At 56.7% G+C, this 22,036-nt stretch carries 16 protein-coding genes and 5 tRNA genes; all 21 read left to right on the top strand.

Going from position 1 to position 22,036, the window contains the following annotated elements:
* The first annotated feature begins 301 nt into the window (after positions 1–301).
* The 21 genes from KZO34_RS18000 (at position 302) to rpoC (ending at position 21,899) form a co-directional block, all read left to right on the top strand.
* Entirely contained in the window at positions 302–1,501 is a 1,200-nt protein-coding gene (locus KZO34_RS18000; protein ID WP_219478306.1) for a DUF6160 family protein, read from the top strand.
* Positions 1,502–1,511: 10 nt separating this feature from the next.
* Positions 1,512–2,591: a hypothetical protein gene (locus KZO34_RS17995; RefSeq protein WP_308318841.1), complete on the top strand. Its 1,080-nt coding sequence runs from the start codon at positions 1,512–1,514 to the stop codon at positions 2,589–2,591.
* A complete protein-coding gene (locus KZO34_RS17990) occupies positions 2,588–3,139 on the top strand; it encodes a hypothetical protein (protein ID WP_219478304.1) in 552 nt (183 codons plus the stop codon). The genes KZO34_RS17995 and KZO34_RS17990 overlap by 4 nt, the downstream gene beginning before the upstream one ends.
* A gap of 21 nt (positions 3,140–3,160) precedes the next feature.
* On the top strand, positions 3,161–5,563 hold the full coding sequence (locus KZO34_RS17985; RefSeq protein WP_257900516.1) for a DUF6160 family protein: 2,403 nt from the start codon (positions 3,161–3,163) through the stop codon (positions 5,561–5,563).
* A 104-nt stretch (positions 5,564–5,667) separates the two neighbouring features.
* On the top strand, positions 5,668–6,633 hold the full coding sequence (locus KZO34_RS17980) for a biotin--[acetyl-CoA-carboxylase] ligase (protein ID WP_219478302.1): 966 nt from the start codon (positions 5,668–5,670) through the stop codon (positions 6,631–6,633).
* Positions 6,630–7,364 carry a type III pantothenate kinase gene (locus tag KZO34_RS17975; protein WP_219478300.1) on the top strand — a complete coding sequence of 245 codons (735 nt, stop codon included), beginning with the start codon at positions 6,630–6,632 and terminating at the stop codon, positions 7,362–7,364. The genes KZO34_RS17980 and KZO34_RS17975 overlap by 4 nt, the downstream gene beginning before the upstream one ends.
* Positions 7,361–8,155 carry a hypothetical protein gene (locus tag KZO34_RS18750; protein ID WP_257900515.1) on the top strand — a complete coding sequence of 265 codons (795 nt, stop codon included), beginning with the start codon at positions 7,361–7,363 and terminating at the stop codon, positions 8,153–8,155. Before KZO34_RS17975 ends, KZO34_RS18750 begins: the two co-directional genes overlap by 4 nt.
* A gap of 31 nt (positions 8,156–8,186) precedes the next feature.
* Positions 8,187–8,262, top strand: a tRNA-Thr gene (locus tag KZO34_RS17965).
* A 39-nt stretch (positions 8,263–8,301) separates the two neighbouring features.
* A tRNA-Tyr gene (locus tag KZO34_RS17960) sits at positions 8,302–8,386 on the top strand.
* A gap of 10 nt (positions 8,387–8,396) precedes the next feature.
* Positions 8,397–8,471 (top strand) — tRNA-Gly (locus tag KZO34_RS17955).
* 14 nt (positions 8,472–8,485) lie between these two features.
* A tRNA-Thr gene (locus KZO34_RS17950) sits at positions 8,486–8,561 on the top strand.
* Between the two features lie 51 nt (positions 8,562–8,612).
* Entirely contained in the window at positions 8,613–9,809 is a 1,197-nt protein-coding gene (gene tuf / locus KZO34_RS17945) for an elongation factor Tu (protein WP_219478281.1), read from the top strand.
* Between the two features lie 36 nt (positions 9,810–9,845).
* A tRNA-Trp gene (locus tag KZO34_RS17940) sits at positions 9,846–9,921 on the top strand.
* A 33-nt stretch (positions 9,922–9,954) separates the two neighbouring features.
* Positions 9,955–10,323, top strand: a complete 369-nt coding sequence (gene secE / locus KZO34_RS17935; protein WP_219478298.1) for a preprotein translocase subunit SecE — start codon at positions 9,955–9,957, stop codon at positions 10,321–10,323.
* A 12-nt stretch (positions 10,324–10,335) separates the two neighbouring features.
* Complete coding sequence (gene nusG, locus KZO34_RS17930) at positions 10,336–10,869, top strand: transcription termination/antitermination protein NusG (protein WP_219478296.1); 534 nt, start codon at positions 10,336–10,338, stop codon at positions 10,867–10,869.
* Positions 10,870–10,987: 118 nt separating this feature from the next.
* Positions 10,988–11,419 carry a 50S ribosomal protein L11 gene (gene rplK, locus KZO34_RS17925; protein WP_041343263.1) on the top strand — a complete coding sequence of 144 codons (432 nt, stop codon included), beginning with the start codon at positions 10,988–10,990 and terminating at the stop codon, positions 11,417–11,419.
* 1 nt (position 11,420) lies between these two features.
* Complete coding sequence (rplA, locus tag KZO34_RS17920) at positions 11,421–12,119, top strand: 50S ribosomal protein L1 (RefSeq protein WP_219478295.1); 699 nt, start codon at positions 11,421–11,423, stop codon at positions 12,117–12,119.
* Between the two features lie 219 nt (positions 12,120–12,338).
* On the top strand, positions 12,339–12,869 hold the full coding sequence (rplJ, locus tag KZO34_RS17915; RefSeq protein ID WP_219478293.1) for a 50S ribosomal protein L10: 531 nt from the start codon (positions 12,339–12,341) through the stop codon (positions 12,867–12,869).
* A 40-nt stretch (positions 12,870–12,909) separates the two neighbouring features.
* On the top strand, positions 12,910–13,287 hold the full coding sequence (gene rplL, locus KZO34_RS17910; protein ID WP_219478291.1) for a 50S ribosomal protein L7/L12: 378 nt from the start codon (positions 12,910–12,912) through the stop codon (positions 13,285–13,287).
* Between the two features lie 241 nt (positions 13,288–13,528).
* Complete coding sequence (gene rpoB, locus KZO34_RS17905) at positions 13,529–17,608, top strand: DNA-directed RNA polymerase subunit beta (protein WP_219478288.1); 4,080 nt, start codon at positions 13,529–13,531, stop codon at positions 17,606–17,608.
* A 76-nt stretch (positions 17,609–17,684) separates the two neighbouring features.
* Positions 17,685–21,899, top strand: coding sequence for a DNA-directed RNA polymerase subunit beta' (gene rpoC, locus KZO34_RS17900; protein ID WP_219478287.1), 4,215 nt, complete (start codon positions 17,685–17,687; stop codon positions 21,897–21,899).
* The last annotated feature ends 137 nt before the right edge of the window (positions 21,900–22,036 follow it).

Here is a 22,036-nt window from a genome sequence, read left to right as displayed (position 1 = left end):
CTGCGCCGATGGTAGTGTGGCATTGCCCATGTGAGAGTAGGTCATCGTCAGACTCTTAATACCTAAACCCCAGCTTCCTCGAAGCTGGGGTTTTTTATTGCCTGGAGAAAAATTGCCGTGACGCGGGAAGTCCCCAAATTTTGAAGTGCCTCACAGTGACAGTGTGTAAAAAAGATTAGCCTTACGTAAAAGAACTGGCTAACAATAACCGAACAACCTCAGGCCAGCCTCAGAGACGCTCATCAGTCATCATTTGACTAAGCCGTGAATAAGAACAAGACGGCTTCAAAGGGATGTGACTATGAGTACCAAAGCAGTTTGCTGCCTTCTGTTGCCGCTCGTGAGTGCGGGAGCCGCCGCCGACCTTCGTCCGATTTCCGACCAGCAGATGTCGGAGGTCACCGGCCAGGCGTTCGTCTCCATTGATCGGCAATACCACCCTGATGCAAGTGACGCCACCGCCTATACCCGGGTAAATCTTGGAATGGATATCGATATCCAGACCAATGTGGATGTACTCGAAATGGGGCGCTATGAGCGTGATGGCGAGAAACCCGGCACCTCTGATGTCTATATAGAAGATTTTGCCCTCGGCTACATCAATAACCAGGCCTATTACAATGCCAACCCGGAAGCGCCGCGCCAGCGGAAGCCCGACGGCACGGCCTACGCCGAAGGTGAGATCGTCCCGTTCTCGATTCAGAACCCCTATTTCGAATTTGCCTTCGATGAGTCCACGGAAGAAATCGTTGGCTTTCGTCTGGGCTTTGGTGAGTCCATGGGCATCCTGTCCGGAAAGATCAAAACCCTTACCGGCAATGTAAACGTCGACATCATCGATCGGGGCGAGGGACTCAGCGAGGCCAGTTCAAGTGGTAACTTCTTTGATCAGGTCATAGTGCTGCTGACGCCCCTTCTGGAGGGTGGCAGTCCGCTCTCGACCAAAGCCGAGTTGGTCTATGGCGCAGAGGGTGACCCGAATATTGGTTCCCTGGACCCGGTCCGCGCTGAATACATCGGGATTCCGGATGGTGAGAAATTCGTACTCGAAGGTGCGAGCGGTTTTACACGGTGGTCGGTGAAGAACCTGATCGGCTGGGGTTCAAGTTCTCGGATCGATGTGCCGGATTGTTCGTTTTTCAGTTGCGGCAGTGGCGACATAAATGTCTACGCAGAGGATTGCCTGGTTCTGGGGATCGACTCTTGCTTCGATCTGGATATCTACAACAGTTTTCCGATCGGGCAAGTCAGCGAGGTTGATGGTGAGCGAAGGATTGCCGGCCCCGTCGATGGTGCCTTTATTTCGTTTCAGACCAAGGATCTCGATTGGCTGAAGGACGTCAGTAAAACGGACCTTTCACCAGAGGATTTCCTCCGCGCAACCTCCGGTGCCTTTTTCAACATTCCGAACGGAGCCACCGAGGTGAACCTGAACGAGGCGCTATACGGTACCCAGCGTTATCGGACTGAATACATCGATCGCGGAAAGGGGCTCTTTTAAGGAGGGTGTCGTGACTGATTCTGTTATCCAGCCCATTCCATTCCGTGCGGTTTCTTTACTGGCGCTGGTTTTCGTTTTGTTGGGCCCTTTGCCCGTTCACGCCGAGATGGAAGGGCTATCGGAAAACGAAATGTCCAACATAGACGGCGCGGGAATCGGATTTGTGCTCGAAAACTTCAAGTTCTCCCATGGTACCGATGAGCCCGACGCCAGTGGAGCTCAAGGGCGTATCTTCCGCATTGGAGGGATCAAGAGCACCGATGGCCGTGAGGTCGATATAACGGTGAATCACCTTTACATCTCGGGTGCGGGCAGCAACTACGGTGAAAACCTGAGTCCGGTGAACCTTGGCCGACTGGTCAATCCATGGAGTATCGATATCGTCGATGGTAATACCATTGGGGTCCCTGAGAAGGCCGTGCTTGAATTCGCGGCTCCGGCCATGGTCGGAGCGTCGGAAGGTTACGATTGCATGAATGCCAGTGCTGGCGTTGGCAGCGGGACCTGCGCCAGTCGCCCGGCCACCGCCGGCTTTGTCGGTGAGCGCCCTGATATCGGCCTGCAGATGAATGTTGCAGTCGGAGATGACCGATCCGCCAATATCAATATTCATGCGAAGACGGCGGTCATCGATGGCAGTTACCTGCGGCTGTGGGGGGATAACGAGCGCCGCCAGATGGTGGGCCAATTCAAGCTGAATTTCTATTCTCCCGAACTCTCCGTCAACGCCTGTACCCAGGATGGCAGCGCCTGCGGATCGCGTATTCTCCTGACCGATTTTGCCCTGCAACTGGCCATAGGTAATCAGTTACAGCCGGTTTTTTTTGATGTGGACGGCACCGGTAATTTCGTGGTGGATGTGGCTTCAATAGGCCAGCCCGCGGTGGGTGAGATCGGCGCCGATGGCCTGCGCGGTAGCAGTAATCCTGACAGCTGGGACTTCTACGAAGCCTACTACACCAATCCGGAATTCCGGAGCAATCTGAGTATCGGGAATTTCACCGTTGGTACCCGGGACTTCGGCTCTGCCCGGGTTCAAGGCATGCTCATTCAACATCTCAACATTCGAACCAGGGATTTGACGCCATGACTACTCGAAAATGGCAGGTCGGGGTGTTCTCGTTCTTTTCGATATTAGCGGCGTTGCCGGTTGCCGCCGAACTCTCTCGCCTGGGGGACGAAGCCATGGCACGGGTTGCTGGCCAGAGCGGTATATATCTATCGGGTGATATCAGTATCAACGAGATGGGTGGTCCGGTAGAGGACAGCTACTTTGGTCGTTGTGACGATAACGGGAAAAAATGCGGGGCCCGGTTTGCCTATCGTTTGAAAGAAAGCGGCGGCTGGATGGTGCTGGATGATATTCGGGGGAGCTTCGCTTTTGAAGGGCTGACGCTACGGATAAGAACCGTCGATTCCGGCTTCGGAGGGGACGGTGAACTGTTCAACCGCGATGTTCTCGAGTTGGGGCTTCCGAACACCGTTCGTTTCAGTGACGTGCAGTTCAAGATTGCCGCCAGTAGCACCGCACGGCCGACGGACCCCGGATTTCAGCAAACCGATATTTTTTCGGTGGAAATGCAGGGTGAGGTCATCATGGAAGGTAATCTGCTGGTTTTTCCAACGGGGAGTCCTTAGTTGGAGGCCGAGAGAAAGGGTATGAAAAACAGGGTCCGGTATAGGGCGGCAGCCATGGTCAGCTCCGCGTTGCTTGGCGGTGGGCTGGCGCCGGTGACGCACGCCGAATTGCAGCGTCTCGACGAATCCACGATGGCCGGCATCAGCGGGCAACGCGGGTTGACGATGGAAATGGAGCTGGGGTTGTCGACGAACCGGGTCTCCTATTTTGATGACGGCAATGGCATTCATCTTGAGGGATTCCGCGTGGGATCGGCTGTCGATCCAGCGGGACAGGCGTATCACCTGCTCATGGTTGATATCGGTGACGATGCCTCGCTCAACCTGGATTATCTGGTGGAGGATCGCCGCATTGAATTCGGTGATGTCCGATTGGCTGGGGCACCCGGCGTCAGTATGGGCGGCGTGTTTTTCGATCACTCGCTCGAGGGAACGTTGCGTATCCGGCAGGGTGGTGCGGCAGGCGGGACCGGTTATACGTTTGACTCGGCATACACCATGACCGGTGGGCGTCTCGGCTATCGAACCAATGGCAATGAGATTGTTCTTGACGACATCACCATGGATGTCGAAGCCCTGGGCGTTACTCTGGATGTGGTGGATGATACTTTGCAGCTTGATGCGCCGAGAGTGACGGCTGCCTGGCGCGTAGGTGCCATCAGATACAGCAATAACCCTCGAAATCACGGCGTCAGCGAGGATGTTTCATCGGGCGTGCCCCTGCCGTCCTTCGGAGGGTTGAGCGGTCATTACGAACTGTCCTCATCAACCGACATTACGGCCGGCGGTCGCAGTGGTGAAGGTCTGCGCATCGACAACGAAACCGCCATCCACAGTGCTTCCTTTCTATATCTCGATGACGGTAGCGCCCTGGCATTACGGGATATAACCGGCGCCTACAGCATCCATGACCTCCGGCTCGATGTAGACAATGACCGCCTGGGACGGCCAGCCCTGGCTTTCACAGTAGACTCGATAGAGGGTCAGTTTGGGGTGGGCGCGATCGAGATGGGCGGCAACGGGAAAAGCATTGGCGCAGTAAACCTGAGCTTTCTGCTCGAAGACCAGTCGTTTGGTGGGCGCACCTATACCAATGCCCTGTACCTACAAGGCGGGGGACATGCGGAGGCGGGACCTCAAGGCTTGCGCCTTGCGGCCGAGTGGAGTTTGCGTCTGGCTGACTTTAGTTACACGGAGGACGGTAATCGGGTGATCTTCAGCGGCCTGCAGTCCTGGGGGCAGGGTGATGTCACCGTTAACGTGACCCGGGATGAAGTTCGCCACGGGACCCGATTTTACGATGGCCTCCGTGTGGGATTCGAGGGAATCCGCGCCGGTTACCGCATCAATGGACTACGGGTCGGGAGCGACGATGCGCCCCTGCAGGGTGGGACGGAATTATTGCTGGCACTCGGATTCTATCCGGCCTATGAGTTTGAGCTCGATGGCCAGATGACCCTGGGCCCCGGAGGCGCCAGTGGGGAAGGCCTTACGATCAATTCAGACATAAGGCTCCGCAATGGCAGAGCCGCGATTATTGCGGCACCCTATGACGAGGGCAGTGGAGAAATCAGTCAGAAAGGACTCTGGATTGGTGAGCTCGATTACGAGGGTCACGTTCGTAACATGACCCTCGATGTGACGGAGGATGGATTGGTCATTGGCAGAGGCGAGGCCTGGAGCACCATGGATATCGGAAACCTGCGGGTCGGCGACAAGTATTCCGGTCGGAGTTTTGGTCGCTTTGTGGTGCAGAATTACGAAACCGGCAGCAGCATGACTGTTGTCCCGGGAGGGGCGGGATCTGTCTGTGCCGGCGGGTCTGGAAGTGATCAGTCTACCTGCTTGGCGTCGGGTGGCCTTTGGGAAAACCGTGGCGACGAGGGGATCACTATCCGGCTGAAACAGGTCTTCGCCCGGGCGATCAGTCAGGCCAAAAGGAATGCCCTGACATGGGAAACCAACCGCGAGAAGGATGGCAGTGGTAATCCCGTGAACGGAACCGGTACCCGCCTGGTTCTTGACGACATTCATACCAGTGATGGTGGTGATTTCGACGGCGACGGATCCGACGATAACACCTTCGGCGTCCGCACCGACCTATCGGTGGACGTCTTCCAGACCAGGGTGGTCAAGAAAGAAGAGGGGGCGGATTCGTTGGGCGTAATGGGAGCGCGCGGCGATGAGAAGATCATGGATCCTTCGGCACCGGAGGGTTACCGTTATGTTTCAGATCCAACGGCGGAGGATCGGTTAAAGCGTCCCCTCGGCTTTGCGGTAAAGGCACAGAGCCAGTTCAAGGAGTTGTCGATCCAGAGCATTGATCTGGTGCATCCGAATGGTGGCTCACAGACGGCAGTTTACGGCGTCAGCATGCAGAATTTTGATATCAAGGCGAACCTGACCGCCACCCCCATTCCCTGAGCATTTTGGTGGTCTGTCGCACAGGCGGCGGCCGCCAGTTTTGTCTTTTGTGCTCTCCTGTTGTTTAATCCGGCGTTACTACTCCCCTGGCCGGAAAATGTCTGATGAAATCCAAGGCACTGATTACCTTACTGAGCGATGGCGAAGTTCACTCCGGAGAATCGCTGGCTGGTCAGCTCGGCGTGAGCCGAACGGCAGTCTGGAAGCAGATCCGGCGTGCAATGGACGAAGGCTTCAAAATTGACACCATTCGTGGACGGGGATACCAGCTGGTATCCATTGTTGACATGCTGGAGCATGACGTTGTCCTGAAGGCCGTTGATGAGCACCATCGGTCTGAGTTGAGCCTCACGGTTCTGGATGAGGTGGATTCGACCAACGCCGAAGTTGTGAGGCAGGTGGCCGACGGTGCCGGTGGAATTCCTGTCGCCATTGCTGATTGTCAGACTGAAGGCCGGGGTCGCCGGGGGCGCAACTGGAGTAGTCCACGAGGGCAGAATCTGTACATGAGCATGGGGCTTACCTTTCATGGCGGGTTTTCGGTTCTTGATGGCTTGAGCCTGGTGCTCGGGGTTGCCGTTTCCAATGCTCTTGAAGGGCTGGGTGCGTCCGACATCGGTCTGAAATGGCCCAACGATATTTTTCTGCCCCAGGGCAAATTGGGCGGGATTCTGGTAGAGCTGCAGGGGGAGTTGCAGGAAGGGGTTGTTCAGGTGATTGCCGGCATCGGTATTAACGTCCATATGTCAGAAGCCGAAGATGTGGACCAGCCCTGGAGCAGCCTGGCCCGGGCCTACCCGGCCGTTAGTTGGTCCCGGAGTGAAATTGCCGGTTCCGTTATCACTGCTGTCCTCGATGCTGCTCATGTTTTCTCGGACGTTGGCTTTCAGGATTTTCGCGAGCCTTGGCAGCGACGGGACATTTTCCGTGGGCGGTCTCTCGAGGCCAGAGGCGGAAGTGTTCGTGGAACGGGGGATGGCATTGATGAGTCGGGTAACTATCTTCTGCGCACAGACGAGGGCGTCGTCCCGGTGCGCGCGGGAGAGATCAGCCTGCGGGTAGCATCATGAGGTTGTTGATAGATGCCGGCAACTCCCTGTTGAAATGGCGCCTGGACCGGGCCGGTCATATTCTGGGTAGGGGGCTGGGGCGGCTGGATGATGCTGATCCGTTGCCAGGGCTATCCGTTGATGCCAGAGATATCACCGGCGTGGCAGTCTCAACGGTGGCGTCGGAGGAGAAGCGTTTAAAGCTCATCGAATATCTGGCAACGCGAACCGCTGCACCGGTCCGGTTCTACTGGGCGGAGTCCCGTCGTGGCGGGCTGGTGAACGCCTATGCTGATTATCACAGGATGGGGGCCGATCGCTGGCATGCCATGTACGGTGCGTGGCATTCCATGTCTGGCAGTTTTGCGGTCGTGGATGCCGGAAGCGCGGTTACCGTCGATTATGTCGATCATTCGGGAAACCACGTTGGCGGCTTTATTCTGCCCGGCCTCCACATGATGCTTCGCAGTCTCAAGACGGATGCTGCCCGCATCGGCTTTGATCCGGACCAGGTGCTCGATACCGGGCCCGGAAGATCCACTGGGGAATGCGTCAATCACGGTCTGGCCTGGCTGTCGGCGTCCATGGTGGATCGGATCCACAAGGACGCCGGGACTTATGGTCTGAACGATATCGTCGTTACCGGGGGGGATGCCGATCGCCTTCTGGGGCTGGGGCTCTCCGCGACGAATCGGCCACAATTGGTCCTGGAAGGGCTTGAATTGATAGACAATGAGGATCGGGCGGAATGAAGTGGTTTGCCTTCCTTATATTAATTCTCAATCTGGGGGTCTGGTACTATGCCGGCGCACTTCAGGCGCCCGCAACCTCGGAACCCGGTGCCGCCGGGAGCCTACCTCGCGTAGCCAGTTTGAAAAACACAGAGCGGTCGTCGCCGTCCGAGTCCTCTGCCCCGACGGTGCCCGTTGCCGAGCCCCCGCCCGCGAGCCAAGGGCTTTCCAGGGCGGAGGGGCCTGAGGTCGGGGTAAATGAGGTGCAGGATCCAGCGCCTCCCGAGCCGGAGACGGCGGCTGCGGAGCCGGTTACTGTCCCGCCGGTCTGCGTCCGGATGGGGCTGTTTGAGTCGCTTGAGGCTGCTCAGGCTCTGGTGGCCAATCAGCCCCTGGCCCAAGAGGTTGGTGTGACCTTCGAAGAGGTGGAGCGGGAGTTGCCCCCTTATCACTGGGTTATCATCCCACCGCAGCCCCGATCGGTGGCGTTGAGGCAGTTCCGGGACATCCAGCGTCAGGGTATTGATTCGTACCTGGTCACTGAGGGGGAGAACCGCAATGCGATATCTCTCGGCCTGTTTGAGTCGCGGACAGCAGCAATATCCGTGCTGGAAGAAAAAAAGCGTCAGAATTTTAATGCGGTACTGGCCAACTTCCCCCGAAATCAGATAAGCTACGCGCTCGTTTTTGAGGCTGAGCCAGAGCTTGCTGAAGAGCTGGTTGAGGCGGTGAAAGCGGATTACGGGAGCAATTTCGATTTCGTCGAAATCAACCCTTGCGAGGGTGTTGCAACGCCCAAAAAAAATCCGTAGTATACCGCCCTCGCTGACGAGGCGATTGTGAGCTGGCGTAGCTCAGTTGGTAGAGCAGCTGACTTGTAATCAGCAGGTCGGGGGTTCGATTCCGTCCGCCAGCTCCACTTTTTGTTTTGACAGGTTCGCGTTAGCGGATCTGACTCGGAGGGGTTCCCGAGTGGCCAAAGGGATCAGACTGTAAATCTGACGGCATCGCCTTCGCAGGTTCGAATCCTGCCCCCTCCACCACTAATTGCTCGCGGGCATCGTATAGTGGCTATTACCTCAGCCTTCCAAGCTGATGACGCGGGTTCGATTCCCGCTGCCCGCTCCAATTTAGTTTGTAATGCTCATGTAGCTCAGTTGGTAGAGCACACCCTTGGTAAGGGTGAGGTCGGCGGTTCAAATCCGCCCATGAGCTCCATTATTAATCCGGTCAACGTTATGATCCAGGTTGATTAGGGAGATTGGTCGAATGTCTAAAGAAAAGTTTGATCGCAGTAAGCCGCACCTCAACGTCGGCACCATTGGTCACGTTGACCATGGTAAGACCACTCTGACCGCCGCTCTGACTCGTGTGTGCCACGAAGTCTGGGGTACTGGTTCTGCCAGTGCATTCGATCAGATCGATAACGCACCGGAAGAGAAGGCGCGTGGTATCACCATCGCGACTTCCCACGTTGAGTACGATTCCCCGACTCGCCACTACGCACACGTAGACTGCCCGGGCCACGCTGACTATGTGAAGAACATGATCACTGGTGCGGCGCAGATGGACGGCGCGATCCTGGTTTGCTCCGCCGCTGACGGCCCCATGCCGCAGACTCGCGAGCACATCCTGCTGTCCCGTCAGGTTGGCGTACCGTACATTGTCGTGTTCCTGAACAAGGCCGACATGGTCGACGACGAAGAGCTGCTTGAGCTGGTCGAGATGGAAGTTCGTGATCTGCTGAGCCAGTACGACTTCCCGGGCGACGACACCCCGATCATTACCGGTTCCGCGCTGATGGCGCTGGACGGTAAGGACGACAACGAGATGGGTACTACCGCTGTTAAGAAGCTGGTAGAAGCCCTGGACGACTACATCCCGGAGCCGGAGCGTGCGATTGATCAGCCGTTCCTGATGCCGATCGAGGACGTATTCTCCATCTCTGGTCGTGGTACCGTTGTGACCGGTCGTGTTGAGCGTGGCATCATCAAGGTTGGTGACGAAGTGGAAATCGTTGGTATCAAGGATACCGTGAAGACCACTTGTACCGGTGTTGAGATGTTCCGCAAGCTGCTGGACGAAGGCCGTGCCGGTGAGAACGTTGGTGTTCTGCTGCGTGGTACCAAGCGTGACGACGTTGAGCGTGGTCAGGTTCTGGCGGTTCCGGGCTCCATCACTCCGCACACCAAGTTCGAGTGTGAAGTGTACGTATTGAGCAAGGAAGAAGGCGGTCGTCATACTCCGTTCTTCAAGGGCTACCGCCCGCAGTTCTACTTCCGTACGACCGACGTAACCGGTTCCTGTGAACTGCCGGAAGGCGTGGAAATGGTTATGCCGGGTGACAACGTGAAGATGAGTGTTACCCTGATCGCTCCGATCGCCATGGAAGATGGCCTGCGCTTCGCGATTCGCGAAGGTGGCCGTACCGTTGGTGCCGGCGTGGTTGCCAAGATCATCGAGTAATAGACTCGAAGTAAGTGCACTGAGTTGTTTCGGTGCAGGCCAGTAGCTCAATTGGCAGAGCAGCGGTCTCCAAAACCGCAGGTTGGGGGTTCGATTCCCTCCTGGCCTGCCATTTTTCAACATCCGGATACATAAGTTGATTCCTATGGAGTCAAAAGCCGTTCAGTCAACCAGCCGTTTCGATTTCTTGAAGTGGCTGGTTGTTTTCGCTCTGATTGCCATCGGTGTGGTGGGAAATCAGTATTTTGGTGCCGAGTCTCTGCTGTATCGGGTTCTGGCTCTCGTGGGTCTCGCTATTGTTGCGGCCCTGGTGGCGCTTCAGACAGATCGCGGTCGTCGTTTTGCGACGCTGTTGAAGGAAGCGCGGGTAGAGATTCGGAAAGTGGTATGGCCCACCAGGCCTGAGCTGGTGCAAACTACCGTAATTGTGGTGGTTTTTGTGCTGGTTGTGGCGCTGTTATTGTGGGGTATGGATTCGCTGATCAGTATGTTGGTCGCCGGATTTATCGGTTAACAGGAGTGGGCAATGGCTAAGCGCTGGTACGTCGTTCATGCGTATTCTGGCTTTGAAAAGCACGTAATGCGCACTCTGAAGGAGCGCGTTGCGCTTAACGGCATGGAAGATAAGTTCGGCGACATCCTGGTCCCGACCGAAGAAGTTGTCGAAATGCGCGAAGGTAAAAAGCGCAAGAGTGAGCGGAAGTTTTATCCGGGATACGTACTCGTGCAGATGGAAATGGACGACGGTACGTGGCACCTTGTTAAGAATACGCCGCGGGTTCTGGGTTTTATCGGCGGCACCAAAGACAAGCCGGCACCGATCACCGAGCGTGAGGCAGAAGCCATCCTGCGTCGGGTTGAGAGTGGTGCCGAGAAGCCGAAGCCGAAGACGCTGTTTGAGCCGGGCGAAATTGTGCGTGTTATTGAGGGGCCGTTTGCTGACTTCAATGGCGTCGTCGAGGAAGTTGACTACGACAAGAGTCGGGTTAAGGTCGCTGTGCTCATTTTCGGGCGTTCAACTCCGGTAGAGTTGGAGTTTGGGCAGGTCGAAAAGGACTGATCAGCGGCTGATAAGCTGAAAGCTCGCGCGCTCTGGCGACGCGGGCTTTTTGTGTCTGCACTTAGCAGTTGTGAAACCAGGGGAGCCGAGAGGCGTTCGAACCCATAGGAGAGCTATCATGGCTAAAAAAATTGAAGCCTACATCAAGCTTCAGGTTGCTGCCGGTAAGGCCAACCCGAGTCCCCCCGTTGGTCCTGCACTGGGTCAGCGCGGCGTGAACATCATGGAATTCTGCAAGGCGTTTAACGCCCAGACTCAGGATATGGAGCCTGGTCTGCCGATTCCGACTGTGATCACAGTTTACAGTGATCGCAGCTTCACGTTCATCACCAAGACTCCGCCTGCGCCGGTTCTGCTGAAGAAGGCAGCTGGCATCAAGAGCGGCTCTGGTCGTCCGAACACCGAGAAAGTCGGCACCGTGACCCGTGAGCAGCTGGAAGAGATTGCCAAGACCAAAGAGCCGGATCTCACTGCAGCCGATATGGACGCAGCGGTTCGTACCATTGCAGGAACAGCCCGCAGCATGGGCCTGAACGTGGAGGGCCTGTAACATGGCAAAGCTGAGCAAGCGTCAGAAGCTGATTCGTGAAAAGGTCGATCCTACTCGCGCTTACTCCGTGGACGAAGCGGTTGCCCTGCTCGTTGAGCTGGGTCAGAACGTGAAGTTCAAGGAGTCTGTAGACGTTGCCGTAAATCTGGGTGTAGATGCGCGTAAATCGGACCAAGTGGTTCGTAGCAGCACTGTTCTGCCCCACGGTACCGGTAAAACTGTACGTGTAGCCGTTTTTACCCAGGGCGCAAATGCCGAGAAGGCCACCGCAGCGGGTGCTGACGTGGTAGGCATGGATGACCTGGCTGACGAAGTCAAGAAAGGCAACATGGACTTCGACGTGGTTATTGCCACTCCGGATGCCATGCGTGTTGTTGGTCAGCTGGGTCAGATCCTTGGCCCCCGTGGCCTGATGCCGAACCCGAAGGTCGGCACCGTGACGCCTGATGTCGAGACCGCGGTGAAAAACGCCAAGGCTGGTCAGGTTCGTTACCGTACCGACAAAAACGGCATTATCCACGCTCCGCTGGGTAACGTTGAATTCTCTGCGCAGAACATCAAGGAAAACCTTGAAGCTCTGATCGCAGATCTGAAAAAGGCCAAGCCGTCTTCGGCGAAGGGTGTGTATCTGAAGAAGATCACCGTTTCGTCGACGATGGGTCCTGGCCTGACTATCGATCAGGGCGGTCTGGCAATCTGATCTCCTGAGCGATAGTTACTTTGTAGTCTAGGCGGAAGCCAAGGCTGTCAAAGACCGCAGGCCCCCGAAGCCCTCCTGTTGGGAGGGCAGTAAGGGTTAAAGCAACGCCTGCGCAGACGGTGTGAAGACGTTCTCTCTGAACCCAAACACCGTTAAGGCGCCCGAAAGGGCAATGATGGGTTTGCCGGGATAAACCCGGCGAAATCGAGGAGAAATCCAGTGGCAATTAGACTCGAAGACAAGAAAGCGATCGTCGCTGAAGTCAACGAGACTGCCGGTGGTGCTCTGTCTGTGGTTCTGGCTGACTACCGTGGTGTTACCTCTGGTGACATGACGGCTCTTCGTGCCAAGGCTCGTGCCGAGAATGTGGTCCTTAAGGTTGTTCGTAACAACCTGGCAAAGATCTCAATCCGTGGTACCGAGTTCGAGTGTATCGATGAGGCCCTGGTTGGTCCGACCATTCTGGCATTCTCTATGGAAGATCCGGGTGCGGCAGCGCGCCTGCTGAAGGATTTTGCCAAAGAGAAAGAGGCGTTTGAGATCAAGGGACTGGCCGTCGGCGGAGAGCTGATGGGTGCAGACCAGATTGATCGCCTTGCCAAGCTGCCAACACGTCACGAAGCGTTGACGATGCTGGCCGCGGTTACACAGGCACCGATCACCAAGCTGGCACGGACACTGAACGAAGTTCCTTCGAAAGTGACTCGTGCTGTAGCGGCAGTTCGCGACCAGAAGCAAGAAGCTGCTTGATTCTGTTGAACACCATTTTTTATATTTTTGGGAGAAAGTCATGGCTCTGTCTAACGAAGACATTTTGAACGCAATCGCAGAAATGAGCGTAATGGACGTTGTTGCGCTTGTTGAAGCAATGGAAGAGAAGTTCGGTGTATCTGCCGCTGCAGCTGTTGCTGCCGCGCCTGCAGCTGCTGGTGGCGAAGCTGCCGCTGCTGAAGAGCAGACCGAATTTGACGTTGTTCTTACCGGTCCTGGTGAGAAGAAGGTCAACGTAATCAAGGCCGTTCGTGAACTGACCGGCCTGGGTCTGAAAGAAGCTAAGGAAATGGTCGACGGCGCACCTTCCACTATCAAGGAAGCTGCCAGCAAAGACGACGCTGAAGAAGCCAAGAAGAAGCTTGAGGAAGCAGGCGCTTCTGTTGAGCTCAAGTAAGAGTCGGCTGTTGATCGAAACCGTGCATTAAGCATGGATAGGCTGGTGGCTTTGTGCCACCGGCCTTTTTCTGTTGTATATGCTACAGAGTCTGGTTGGTGATTACAGGTTGATGTCGAATCTATAGCCCACTGCCAGAGTCTTGTTCAAGACGGCGCGATAAGCCGAGCAATTCGGCCCCGAAGCAGAACAATGGTTGCTTCTTGATACCAGGTATCAGGTCTAAAGCTGGGGAATGCAGATGACTTACTCCTACACTGAGAAAAAGCGGATTCGCAAAGATTTTAGTAAATTGCCTTCCGTGATGGACGTCCCCTATTTGCTGTCTATTCAGCTGGATTCGTTCCGGGACTTCCTCCAAATGGAAGCCGCTCCTGAAGACCGCCGGGAAACCGGTCTTCACGCAGCATTCAAATCCGTATTCCCGATTGTCAGTTACTCTGGCAACGCCGCGCTCGAATACGTGAGTTATCGTATCGGTGAGCCGGTTTTCGATGTCAAGGAATGCCAGCTTAGGGGCGTAACCTACGCAGCGCCGCTGCGGGTGAAAGTCCGCCTTATCATCTACGATAAGGAATCGTCCAACAAGGCGATCAAGGACATTAAAGAACAGGAAGTCTACATGGGCGAAATGCCCCTGATGACTGAAAACGGTACCTTCGTTATCAACGGTACCGAGCGTGTTATTGTTTCCCAGTTGCACCGCTCGCCTGGCGTGTTCTTCGATCACGACAAGGGCAAGACCCATTCCTCCGGCAAGCTGTTGTACTCGGCCCGGGTGATTCCTTACCGTGGGTCCTGGCTCGATTTCGAGTTCGATCCGAAAGACTCCGTGTTCGTTCGAATCGACCGTCGTCGGAAGCTGCCGGCCTCCATTCTGCTGCGCGGTCTGGGGTACACCTCCGAGCAGATGTTGGAGATGTTTTTCGAAACCAGTAAGTTCAGCCTGGGCGCCGAAGTGTGCAAGCTGGAGCTGGTTCCGAGTCGTCTGCGTGGCGACATTGCGACCTTCGATATCAAGGACAATGACGGCAAGGTTATTGTTGAGGAAGGTCGTCGTATTACAGCGCGCCATATCAAACAGTTAGAAAAAGCGGGCATTAACGAGCTCGAGGTTCCGACCGAGTACCTGTATGGCCGGGTATTGGCCAAGGATATGGTGGACACCAAGACCGGTGAAGTCCTGGTTGAGTGTAACTCCGAACTGACCGAAGAGCTGATCACCAAGATCCTGGACGCAGGTGTTACCGAGATTGAGACTCTGTACACCAACGACCTGGACTGCGGTCCGTTCATGTCCGATACCCTGCGTATCGATCCGACCCGCACTCCGCTGGAAGCGCTGGTTGAGATCTACCGCATGATGCGTCCTGGCGAGCCGCCGACAAAAGAGTCGGCCGAGAACCTGTTTAACAACCTGTTCTTCTCCGAGGAGCGTTACGACCTGTCTGCCGTTGGGCGCATGAAGCTCAACCGTCGCCTGCGTCGTGAGGAAAGCACCGGTGAAGGCATCCTTACCCATGCCGACATTATTGATGTCCTCAAGACCCTGATCGATATTCGTAACGGCCAGGGCAACGTGGACGATATCGATAACCTCGGTAACCGCCGCGTGCGTTGTGTCGGGGAAATGGCCGAGAACCAGTTCCGGGTTGGCCTGGTCCGGGTGGAGCGCGCCGTGCGGGAGCGTCTGAGTCTCGCCGAGAGCGAAGGCCTGATGCCACAGGATCTGATCAACGCCAAGCCTGTAGCAGCGGCGGTCAAAGAGTTCTTTGGCTCCAGCCAGCTGTCGCAGTTTATGGATCAGAACAACCCGCTGTCCGAAGTAACTCACAAGCGTCGTATCTCGGCTCTTGGGCCGGGTGGTCTGACCCGTGAGCGTGCCGGCTTCGAAGTCCGGGACGTGCACCCGACTCACTATGGTCGTGTATGTCCTATCGAGACTCCGGAAGGCCCGAACATCGGTCTGATCAACTCACTGGCGACCTATGCCCGTTCCAATTCCTACGGCTTCCTTGAGAGCCCGTACAGGAAGGTTGTTGACGGTGTGGTTACCGACGAAGTGGTGTACCTGTCTGCCATCGAAGAGAGCAACTACGTCATCGCCCAGGCCAGTGCGGCCATGGACGAGGAAAGCAAGCGCCTCACCGATGAGCTGGTTACCGTTCGCCATCAGAACGAATTTACCGTCACGCCGCCGGAAAGCGTGAATTTCATGGACGTGTCGCCGCGCCAGGTTGTGTCGGTGGCCGCGTCTCTGATTCCGTTCCTTGAGCACGATGACGCTAACCGCGCCCTGATGGGTGCAAACATGCAGCGTCAGGCCGTGCCGACCCTGCGCTCGCAGGTGCCTCTGGTAGGTACCGGTGTTGAGCGCACCGTGGCTCAGGACTCCGGTGTCTGTGTGACAGCCCGTCGAGGCGGTGTCATTGAAAGCGTGGATGCGGCCCGTATCGTGGTGCGTGTCGACAACGCAGAAACCGAGGCGGGTGACGCCGGTGTGGATATCTACAACCTCACCAAGTACACCCGTTCAAACCAGAACACCTGCATCAACCAGCGCTCAATCGTGCGCCAGGGTGATGTGATCGCCCGCGGTGATGTACTGGCTGACGGTCCGTCTGTCGATCTGGGTGAGCTGGCACTGGGGCAGAACATGCGTATCGCATTCATGCCCTGGAACGGTTACAACTTTGAGGACTCCATCCTCATCTCCGAGAAAGTGGTTCAGGAAGACCGCCTGACTACCATCCACATTCAGGAACTGACCTGTGTGGCTCGGGATACCAAGTTGGGTAGCGAAGAGATCACCGCGGATATTCCAAACGTCGGTGAGAGCGCGCTGGCCAAGCTGGATGAGTCCGGCATTGTTTACATCGGCGCCGAGGTGGGCCCGGGCGATATCCTGGTGGGCAAGGTTACGCCGAAGGGCGAGACCCAGCTGACGCCGGAGGAGAAGCTCCTGCGTGCCATCTTTGGCGAGAAGGCCTCCGACGTGAAGGATACGTCGTCGCGTGTCCCGACCGGTACCCGCGGTACGGTTATCGACGTGCAGGTCTTCACCCGTGACGGGATCGAGAAGGATCAGCGTGCCCAGTCCATCGAGAAAGAGCAGCTGGATCAGTACCGCAAGGACCTGAAAGACGAATACCGCATCGTTGAAGGTGCCACGTTCGAGCGTCTGATGAATGCCCTGAAGGGTCAGGAAGTCATCAGTGGACCCAATCTGAAGAAGGGAGCGACCCTTGACGAGGGTTACCTCGCCGAGTTGCCCCGGCCGGACTGGTTCAAGCTGCGCATGAAAGATGACAGCCTGAACGAGCTGCTGGAGAAGTCGGAGCAGGGCCTGGAGGATCGCAAGAAAGAACACGAAGCGCGGTTCGACGATAAGAAGGGCAAGCTGCAGCAAGGTGATGACCTGGCTCCGGGCGTGCTGAAGATCGTCAAGGTATACCTCGCGATCAAGCGTCGTATCCAGCCGGGTGACAAGATGGCCGGTCGTCACGGTAACAAGGGTGTTATTTCTTCGGTAATGCCGATTGAAGACATGCCTTACGACGAGCATGGCAATACGGTCGACGTCGTGCTGAACCCGCTGGGTGTACCGTCACGGATGAACGTCGGGCAGGTGCTCGAGACGCATCTGGGCGCCGCGGCCAAGGGTCTGGGTGAGCGTATCAGCCAGATGCTGGATGAACAGCGCAAGGTTGCCGAGCTTCGTCAGCTGCTGGACGAGATCTACAACCACTCGGACGAAGTGTTCAAGGTGGATCTGGATTCGCTGAGCGACAAGGAAATCCTTGAGATGTGCGGCAACCTGCGCACAGGTGTCCCGATGGCAACGCCGGTCTTCGATGGTGCCAAGGAAGCCGAAGTCAAGCGGATGCTTGAGCTGGCTGGCCTGGACACCACCGGGCAGACGTTGTTGTACGACGGGCGTACCGGTGACGCGTTTGATCGTCCGGTGACTGTCGGCTACATGTATATCCTGAAGCTGAACCACCTGATCGACGACAAGATGCACGCTCGTTCCACCGGTTCCTACAGCCTGGTTACTCAGCAGCCGCTGGGTGGTAAGGCGCAGTTCGGTGGTCAGCGCTTTGGTGAGATGGAAGTGTGGGCCCTTGAGGCTTACGGTGCGGCGTATACGCTGCAGGAAATGCTCACCGTCAAGTCTGATGATGTGAATGGTCGGACCAAGATGTACAAGAACATTGTCGATGGCGATCATCGCATGGAGCCGGGCATGCCCGAGTCCTTCAACGTTCTTGTCAAGGAGATCCGCTCGTTGGGTATCGACATCGAGCTGGAATCCGAGTGAGCCGAATTGTTTTTGGCAGCGTGAGCGGGCACGACCTGTGCCCGCCCGAGATTAACGCCATCCGGAGCTTTTACTGATGAAAGATTTGCTGAATCTTCTCAAGAGCCAGAACCAAAGCAAGGAATTTGATGCCATCCGAATTGGCCTGGCATCGCCTGACATGATTCGCTCATGGTCTTTTGGTGAAGTGAAGAAGCCTGAGACCATTAACTACCGTACCTTCAAACCGGAGCGTGACGGTCTTTTCTGTGCCAAGATCTTCGGCCCGATCAAGGACTACGAGTGCCTTTGCGGCAAGTACAAGCGCCTCAAGCATCGCGGTGTAATCTGCGAGAAGTGCGGCGTGGAAGTGGCACTGGCGAGTGTTCGCCGTGAGCGTATGGGGCACATTGAGCTGGCCAGCCCGGTCGCTCATATCTGGTTCCTGAAATCACTGCCGTCCCGTATCGGCCTGATGCTGGACATGACCCTGCGCGATATCGAGCGGGTGTTGTACTTTGAATCGTTCATTGTGATCGAGCCGGGTATGACCACGCTTGAGCGCGGGCAGTTGCTGAATGACGAGCAATATTACGAAGCCCTGGAAGAGTTCGGTGACGAATTCGACGCCCGTATGGGTGCCGAGGCCGTTAAGGAACTGCTTGAGGGTATCGACCTGCAGGCTGAGGTGGATGCGCTGCGCGAGGAAATCCCGCAGACCAATTCCGAAACCAAGATCAAGAAGTTCAGCAAGCGTCTGAAAATTCTTGAGGCCTTCCTCTATTCGGGTAACAAGCCGGGCGACATGGTAATGACCGTGCTGCCGGTTCTGCCGCCGGATCTGCGCCCGTTGGTGCCCCTGGACGGTGGCCGTTTCGCGACCTCTGATCTCAACGACCTCTACCGTCGCGTGATCAACCGGAACAATCGCCTCAAGCGTCTGCTGGAGCTCAATGCGCCGGACATCATTGTGCGTAACGAGAAGCGGATGCTGCAGGAGGCGGTGGACGCTCTGCTGGATAACGGCCGTCGTGGTCGTGCCATTACCGGTACCAACAAGCGCCCGCTGAAGTCCCTGGCTGACATGATCAAGGGTAAGCAGGGTCGTTTCCGTCAGAACCTGCTCGGTAAGCGTGTGGACTATTCCGGTCGTTCGGTGATCGTGGTGGGTCCGTATCTGCGTCTGCACCAGTGCGGTCTGCCCAAGAAGATGGCGCTGGAACTGTTCAAGCCGTTCATTTTCTCAAAGCTTGAGCACCGCGGTCTGGCGACCACCATCAAGGCCGCCAAGAAGATGGTCGAGCGCGAAGAGGGCGTTGTCTGGGATATCCTGGACGAGGTCATCCGTGAGCACCCGATCATGCTGAACCGTGCGCCCACCCTGCACCGCCTTGGTATCCAGGCGTTCGAGCCGGTGCTGATCGAAGGCAAGGCGATTCAGCTGCATCCGTTGGTTTGTGCGGCCTATAACGCCGACTTCGACGGTGACCAGATGGCGGTCCACGTACCGCTGACCCTGGAGGCTCAGCTGGAAGCCCGTGCGTTGATGATGTCCACCAACAACGTACTGTCGCCGGCCAACGGCGAGCCGATCATTGTGCCGTCCCAGGACGTTGTTCTGGGTCTGTACTACATGACCCGAGAGCGTGAGAGCGCGCTGGGTGAGGGCATGACCTTTGCCGACGTGAAGGAAGCGCACCGTGCCTACGGCGCTGGCAAGGTTGATCTCCAGGCCAAGGTGAAGGTCCGGGTGAAAGAAGTCGCGATCGCTGAGGACGGGTCGCGTTCCGAGGCGTACAACATCGTTGAGACTACCGTCGGTCGTGCTCTGTTGTTCGATATCGTGCCTGATGGCCTTTCTTTCGAGCTGGTCAACAAGCCGATGGTCAAGAAGGCGATCTCGAACCTGATCAACACCTGCTACCGTGATGCCGGTCTGAAAGACACGGTTATCTTCGCGGATCAGCTCATGTACATGGGCTACCACTACGCGACGGTTTCCGGGATCTCCATCGGCTTCAACGATTTCGAGATTCCCCCAGAGAAGTACGAGCTGGTTGACGCAGCTTCTGAAGAAGTTAAAGACATTGAAACCCAGTATGCGTCCGGTCTGCTGACCCAGGGCGAGAAGTACAACAAGGTTATCGATATCTGGTCGCGGGCCAACGACAAAGTGTCCAAGGCCATGATGGAGCGTTTGGCCAAAGAGCAGGTCATCGGTCCCGATGGTAAGCCGGTCAAAGGCGAAGACGGCGAAGACCTGATGCAGGAGTCGTTCAACTCGGTTTACATGATGGCAGACTCTGGGGCGCGGGGCTCCGCCGCCCAGATTCGTCAGCTCGCCGGTATGCGTGGTCTGATGGCCAAGCCGGACGGCTCCATCATCGAGACGCCGATCACCGCGAACTTCCGTGAAGGTCTGAACGTACTCCAGTACTTCATCTCGACCCACGGTGCTCGTAAGGGTCTGGCGGATACCGCTCTGAAGACGGCGAACTCGGGTTATCTGACCCGCCGTCTGGTGGACGTGTCTCAGGACCTGGTAGTCACCGAGGAAGATTGTGGCACCGATGAAGGCCTGCTGATGACGCCGCACATCGAAGGTGGCGACGTTGTTGTGCCGCTGGGCGATCGTGTCCTGGGTCGTGTAACGGCCCGTGATGCCTTTACCCCGACCGACAAGGACAACGCCGTTGTGCCTGCCGGAACGCTGCTGGACGAGAAAACCGTTGAAGCTCTTGAGCGTGCGGGTGTGGACGAAGTCTGGGTGCGCTCTGCGATCACCTGTGAGACCCGTCACGGCATTTGTTCCAAGTGTTACGGCCGAGATCTGGCTCGTGGTCATCAGGTCAACGTTGGTGAAGCAGTCGGTGTTATCGCTGCCCAGTCCATCGGTGAGCCGGGTACCCAGCTCACCATGCGTACCTTCCACATTGGTGGTGCGGCGAGCCGGGCGTCCGCGGTCGACAACATTCAGGTGAAGCACGGCGGCACAGTTCGCCTGCACAACCTGAAGTCCATTGAGAAGACCGATGGCTCCCTCGTTGTGATTTCCCGCTCCTCCGCGTTGGCGATTGCCGACGAGCAGGGTCGTGAGCGCGAGTGGTACAAGCTCCCATACGGTGCTGTACTGTCGGTGAAGCATGGCGATGCCGTTGAAGCCGGTGTTGTGGTTGCCAAATGGGATCCGCACACCCACCCGATCATTGCCGAGGCCGAGGGCACCGCGAAATTTGTCAACATGGATCAGGGCATTACTGTCCGGACCCAGACCGACGAACTGACCGGCCTGTCCACCATGGAAGTGATCGATCCGAAGGAGCGCCCTGCGGCGGGTAAAGATATCCGTCCGGCGATTCAGATTCAGGACGATAGCGGAAACGATGTAGAACTGCCGGGTGGTGGTGCTGCGATCTTCTTCCTGCCGGCGAACGCGCTGGTCACTATGGCCAACGGCGCCCGGATTGAGCTGGGTGATGTCGTTGCGCGGATTCCGCAGGAAAGCTCGAAGACCCGTGATATCACTGGTGGTCTGCCGCGTGTTGCCGATCTCTTCGAGGCCCGTCGCCCGAAAGAGTCGTCGATCCTCGCAGAGATCAGCGGCATGGTGTCGTTCGGTAAGGAAACTAAAGGCAAGAAGCGTCTGGTCATCACGCCCAAAGACGCTGACGCCTATGAGGTTCTGATTCCGAAGCATCGCCAGCTCAACGTGTTCGAAGGTGAAACCGTTGAGAAAGGTGAGGTGATTTCCGATGGTCCGTCTAACCCGCACGACATCTTGCGTCTGCTGGGTGTGGTTGAACTGGCCAAGTACATCACCAACGAAATCCAGGACGTCTATCGCCTGCAGGGTGTTGTTATCAACGATAAGCACATCGAGGTTATCGTTCGACAAATGCTGCGGAAGGTAGAAATCACGGATCCGGGTGATACCACGCTTCTTTCCGGCGATCAGGTTGAAATTACCCAGGTTCTGGAAGAAAACGAAAACGCCAATGCGACAGATAAAGAGCCTGCGCGGTTCGATCGTCTGCTGCTCGGCATCACCAAGGCTTCTCTGGCAACCGAGTCGTTCATTTCCGCGGCTTCGTTCCAGGAGACCACCCGGGTACTCACCGAAGGTGCGGTTACCGGTAAGCGTGATTACCTGCGCGGCCTGAAGGAAAACGTTGTGGTTGGTCGACTGATTCCGGCGGGGACCGGTCTTGCCTACCACAGTGAGCGCCGCCGGAAGCGCGAACTGGAAGCTCAGGGTGTAACTGCGGCTGACGTGGAAGAAGCACTGAGTGCCGAGCTCAACCGCGAAAGCTGAGTTGAGCCGGAGCACCGCCTCCGGGTAGATACCTACCCGACAGGTGGTTAAAAAGAGACCAGTCATCTTGACTGTCCAGGGGCGCAGGCTTACACTTGCGTCCCTTAAATTTTACCCCCTGCACAGGGGGTAAGTTT

It is taken from the genome of Marinobacter sp. F4206, from assembly GCF_019392195.1.
In the GTDB taxonomy this organism is placed as follows: Bacteria; Pseudomonadota; Gammaproteobacteria; order Pseudomonadales; family Oleiphilaceae; genus Marinobacter.
This window is presented reverse-complemented; position numbering and strand designations above follow the sequence as displayed.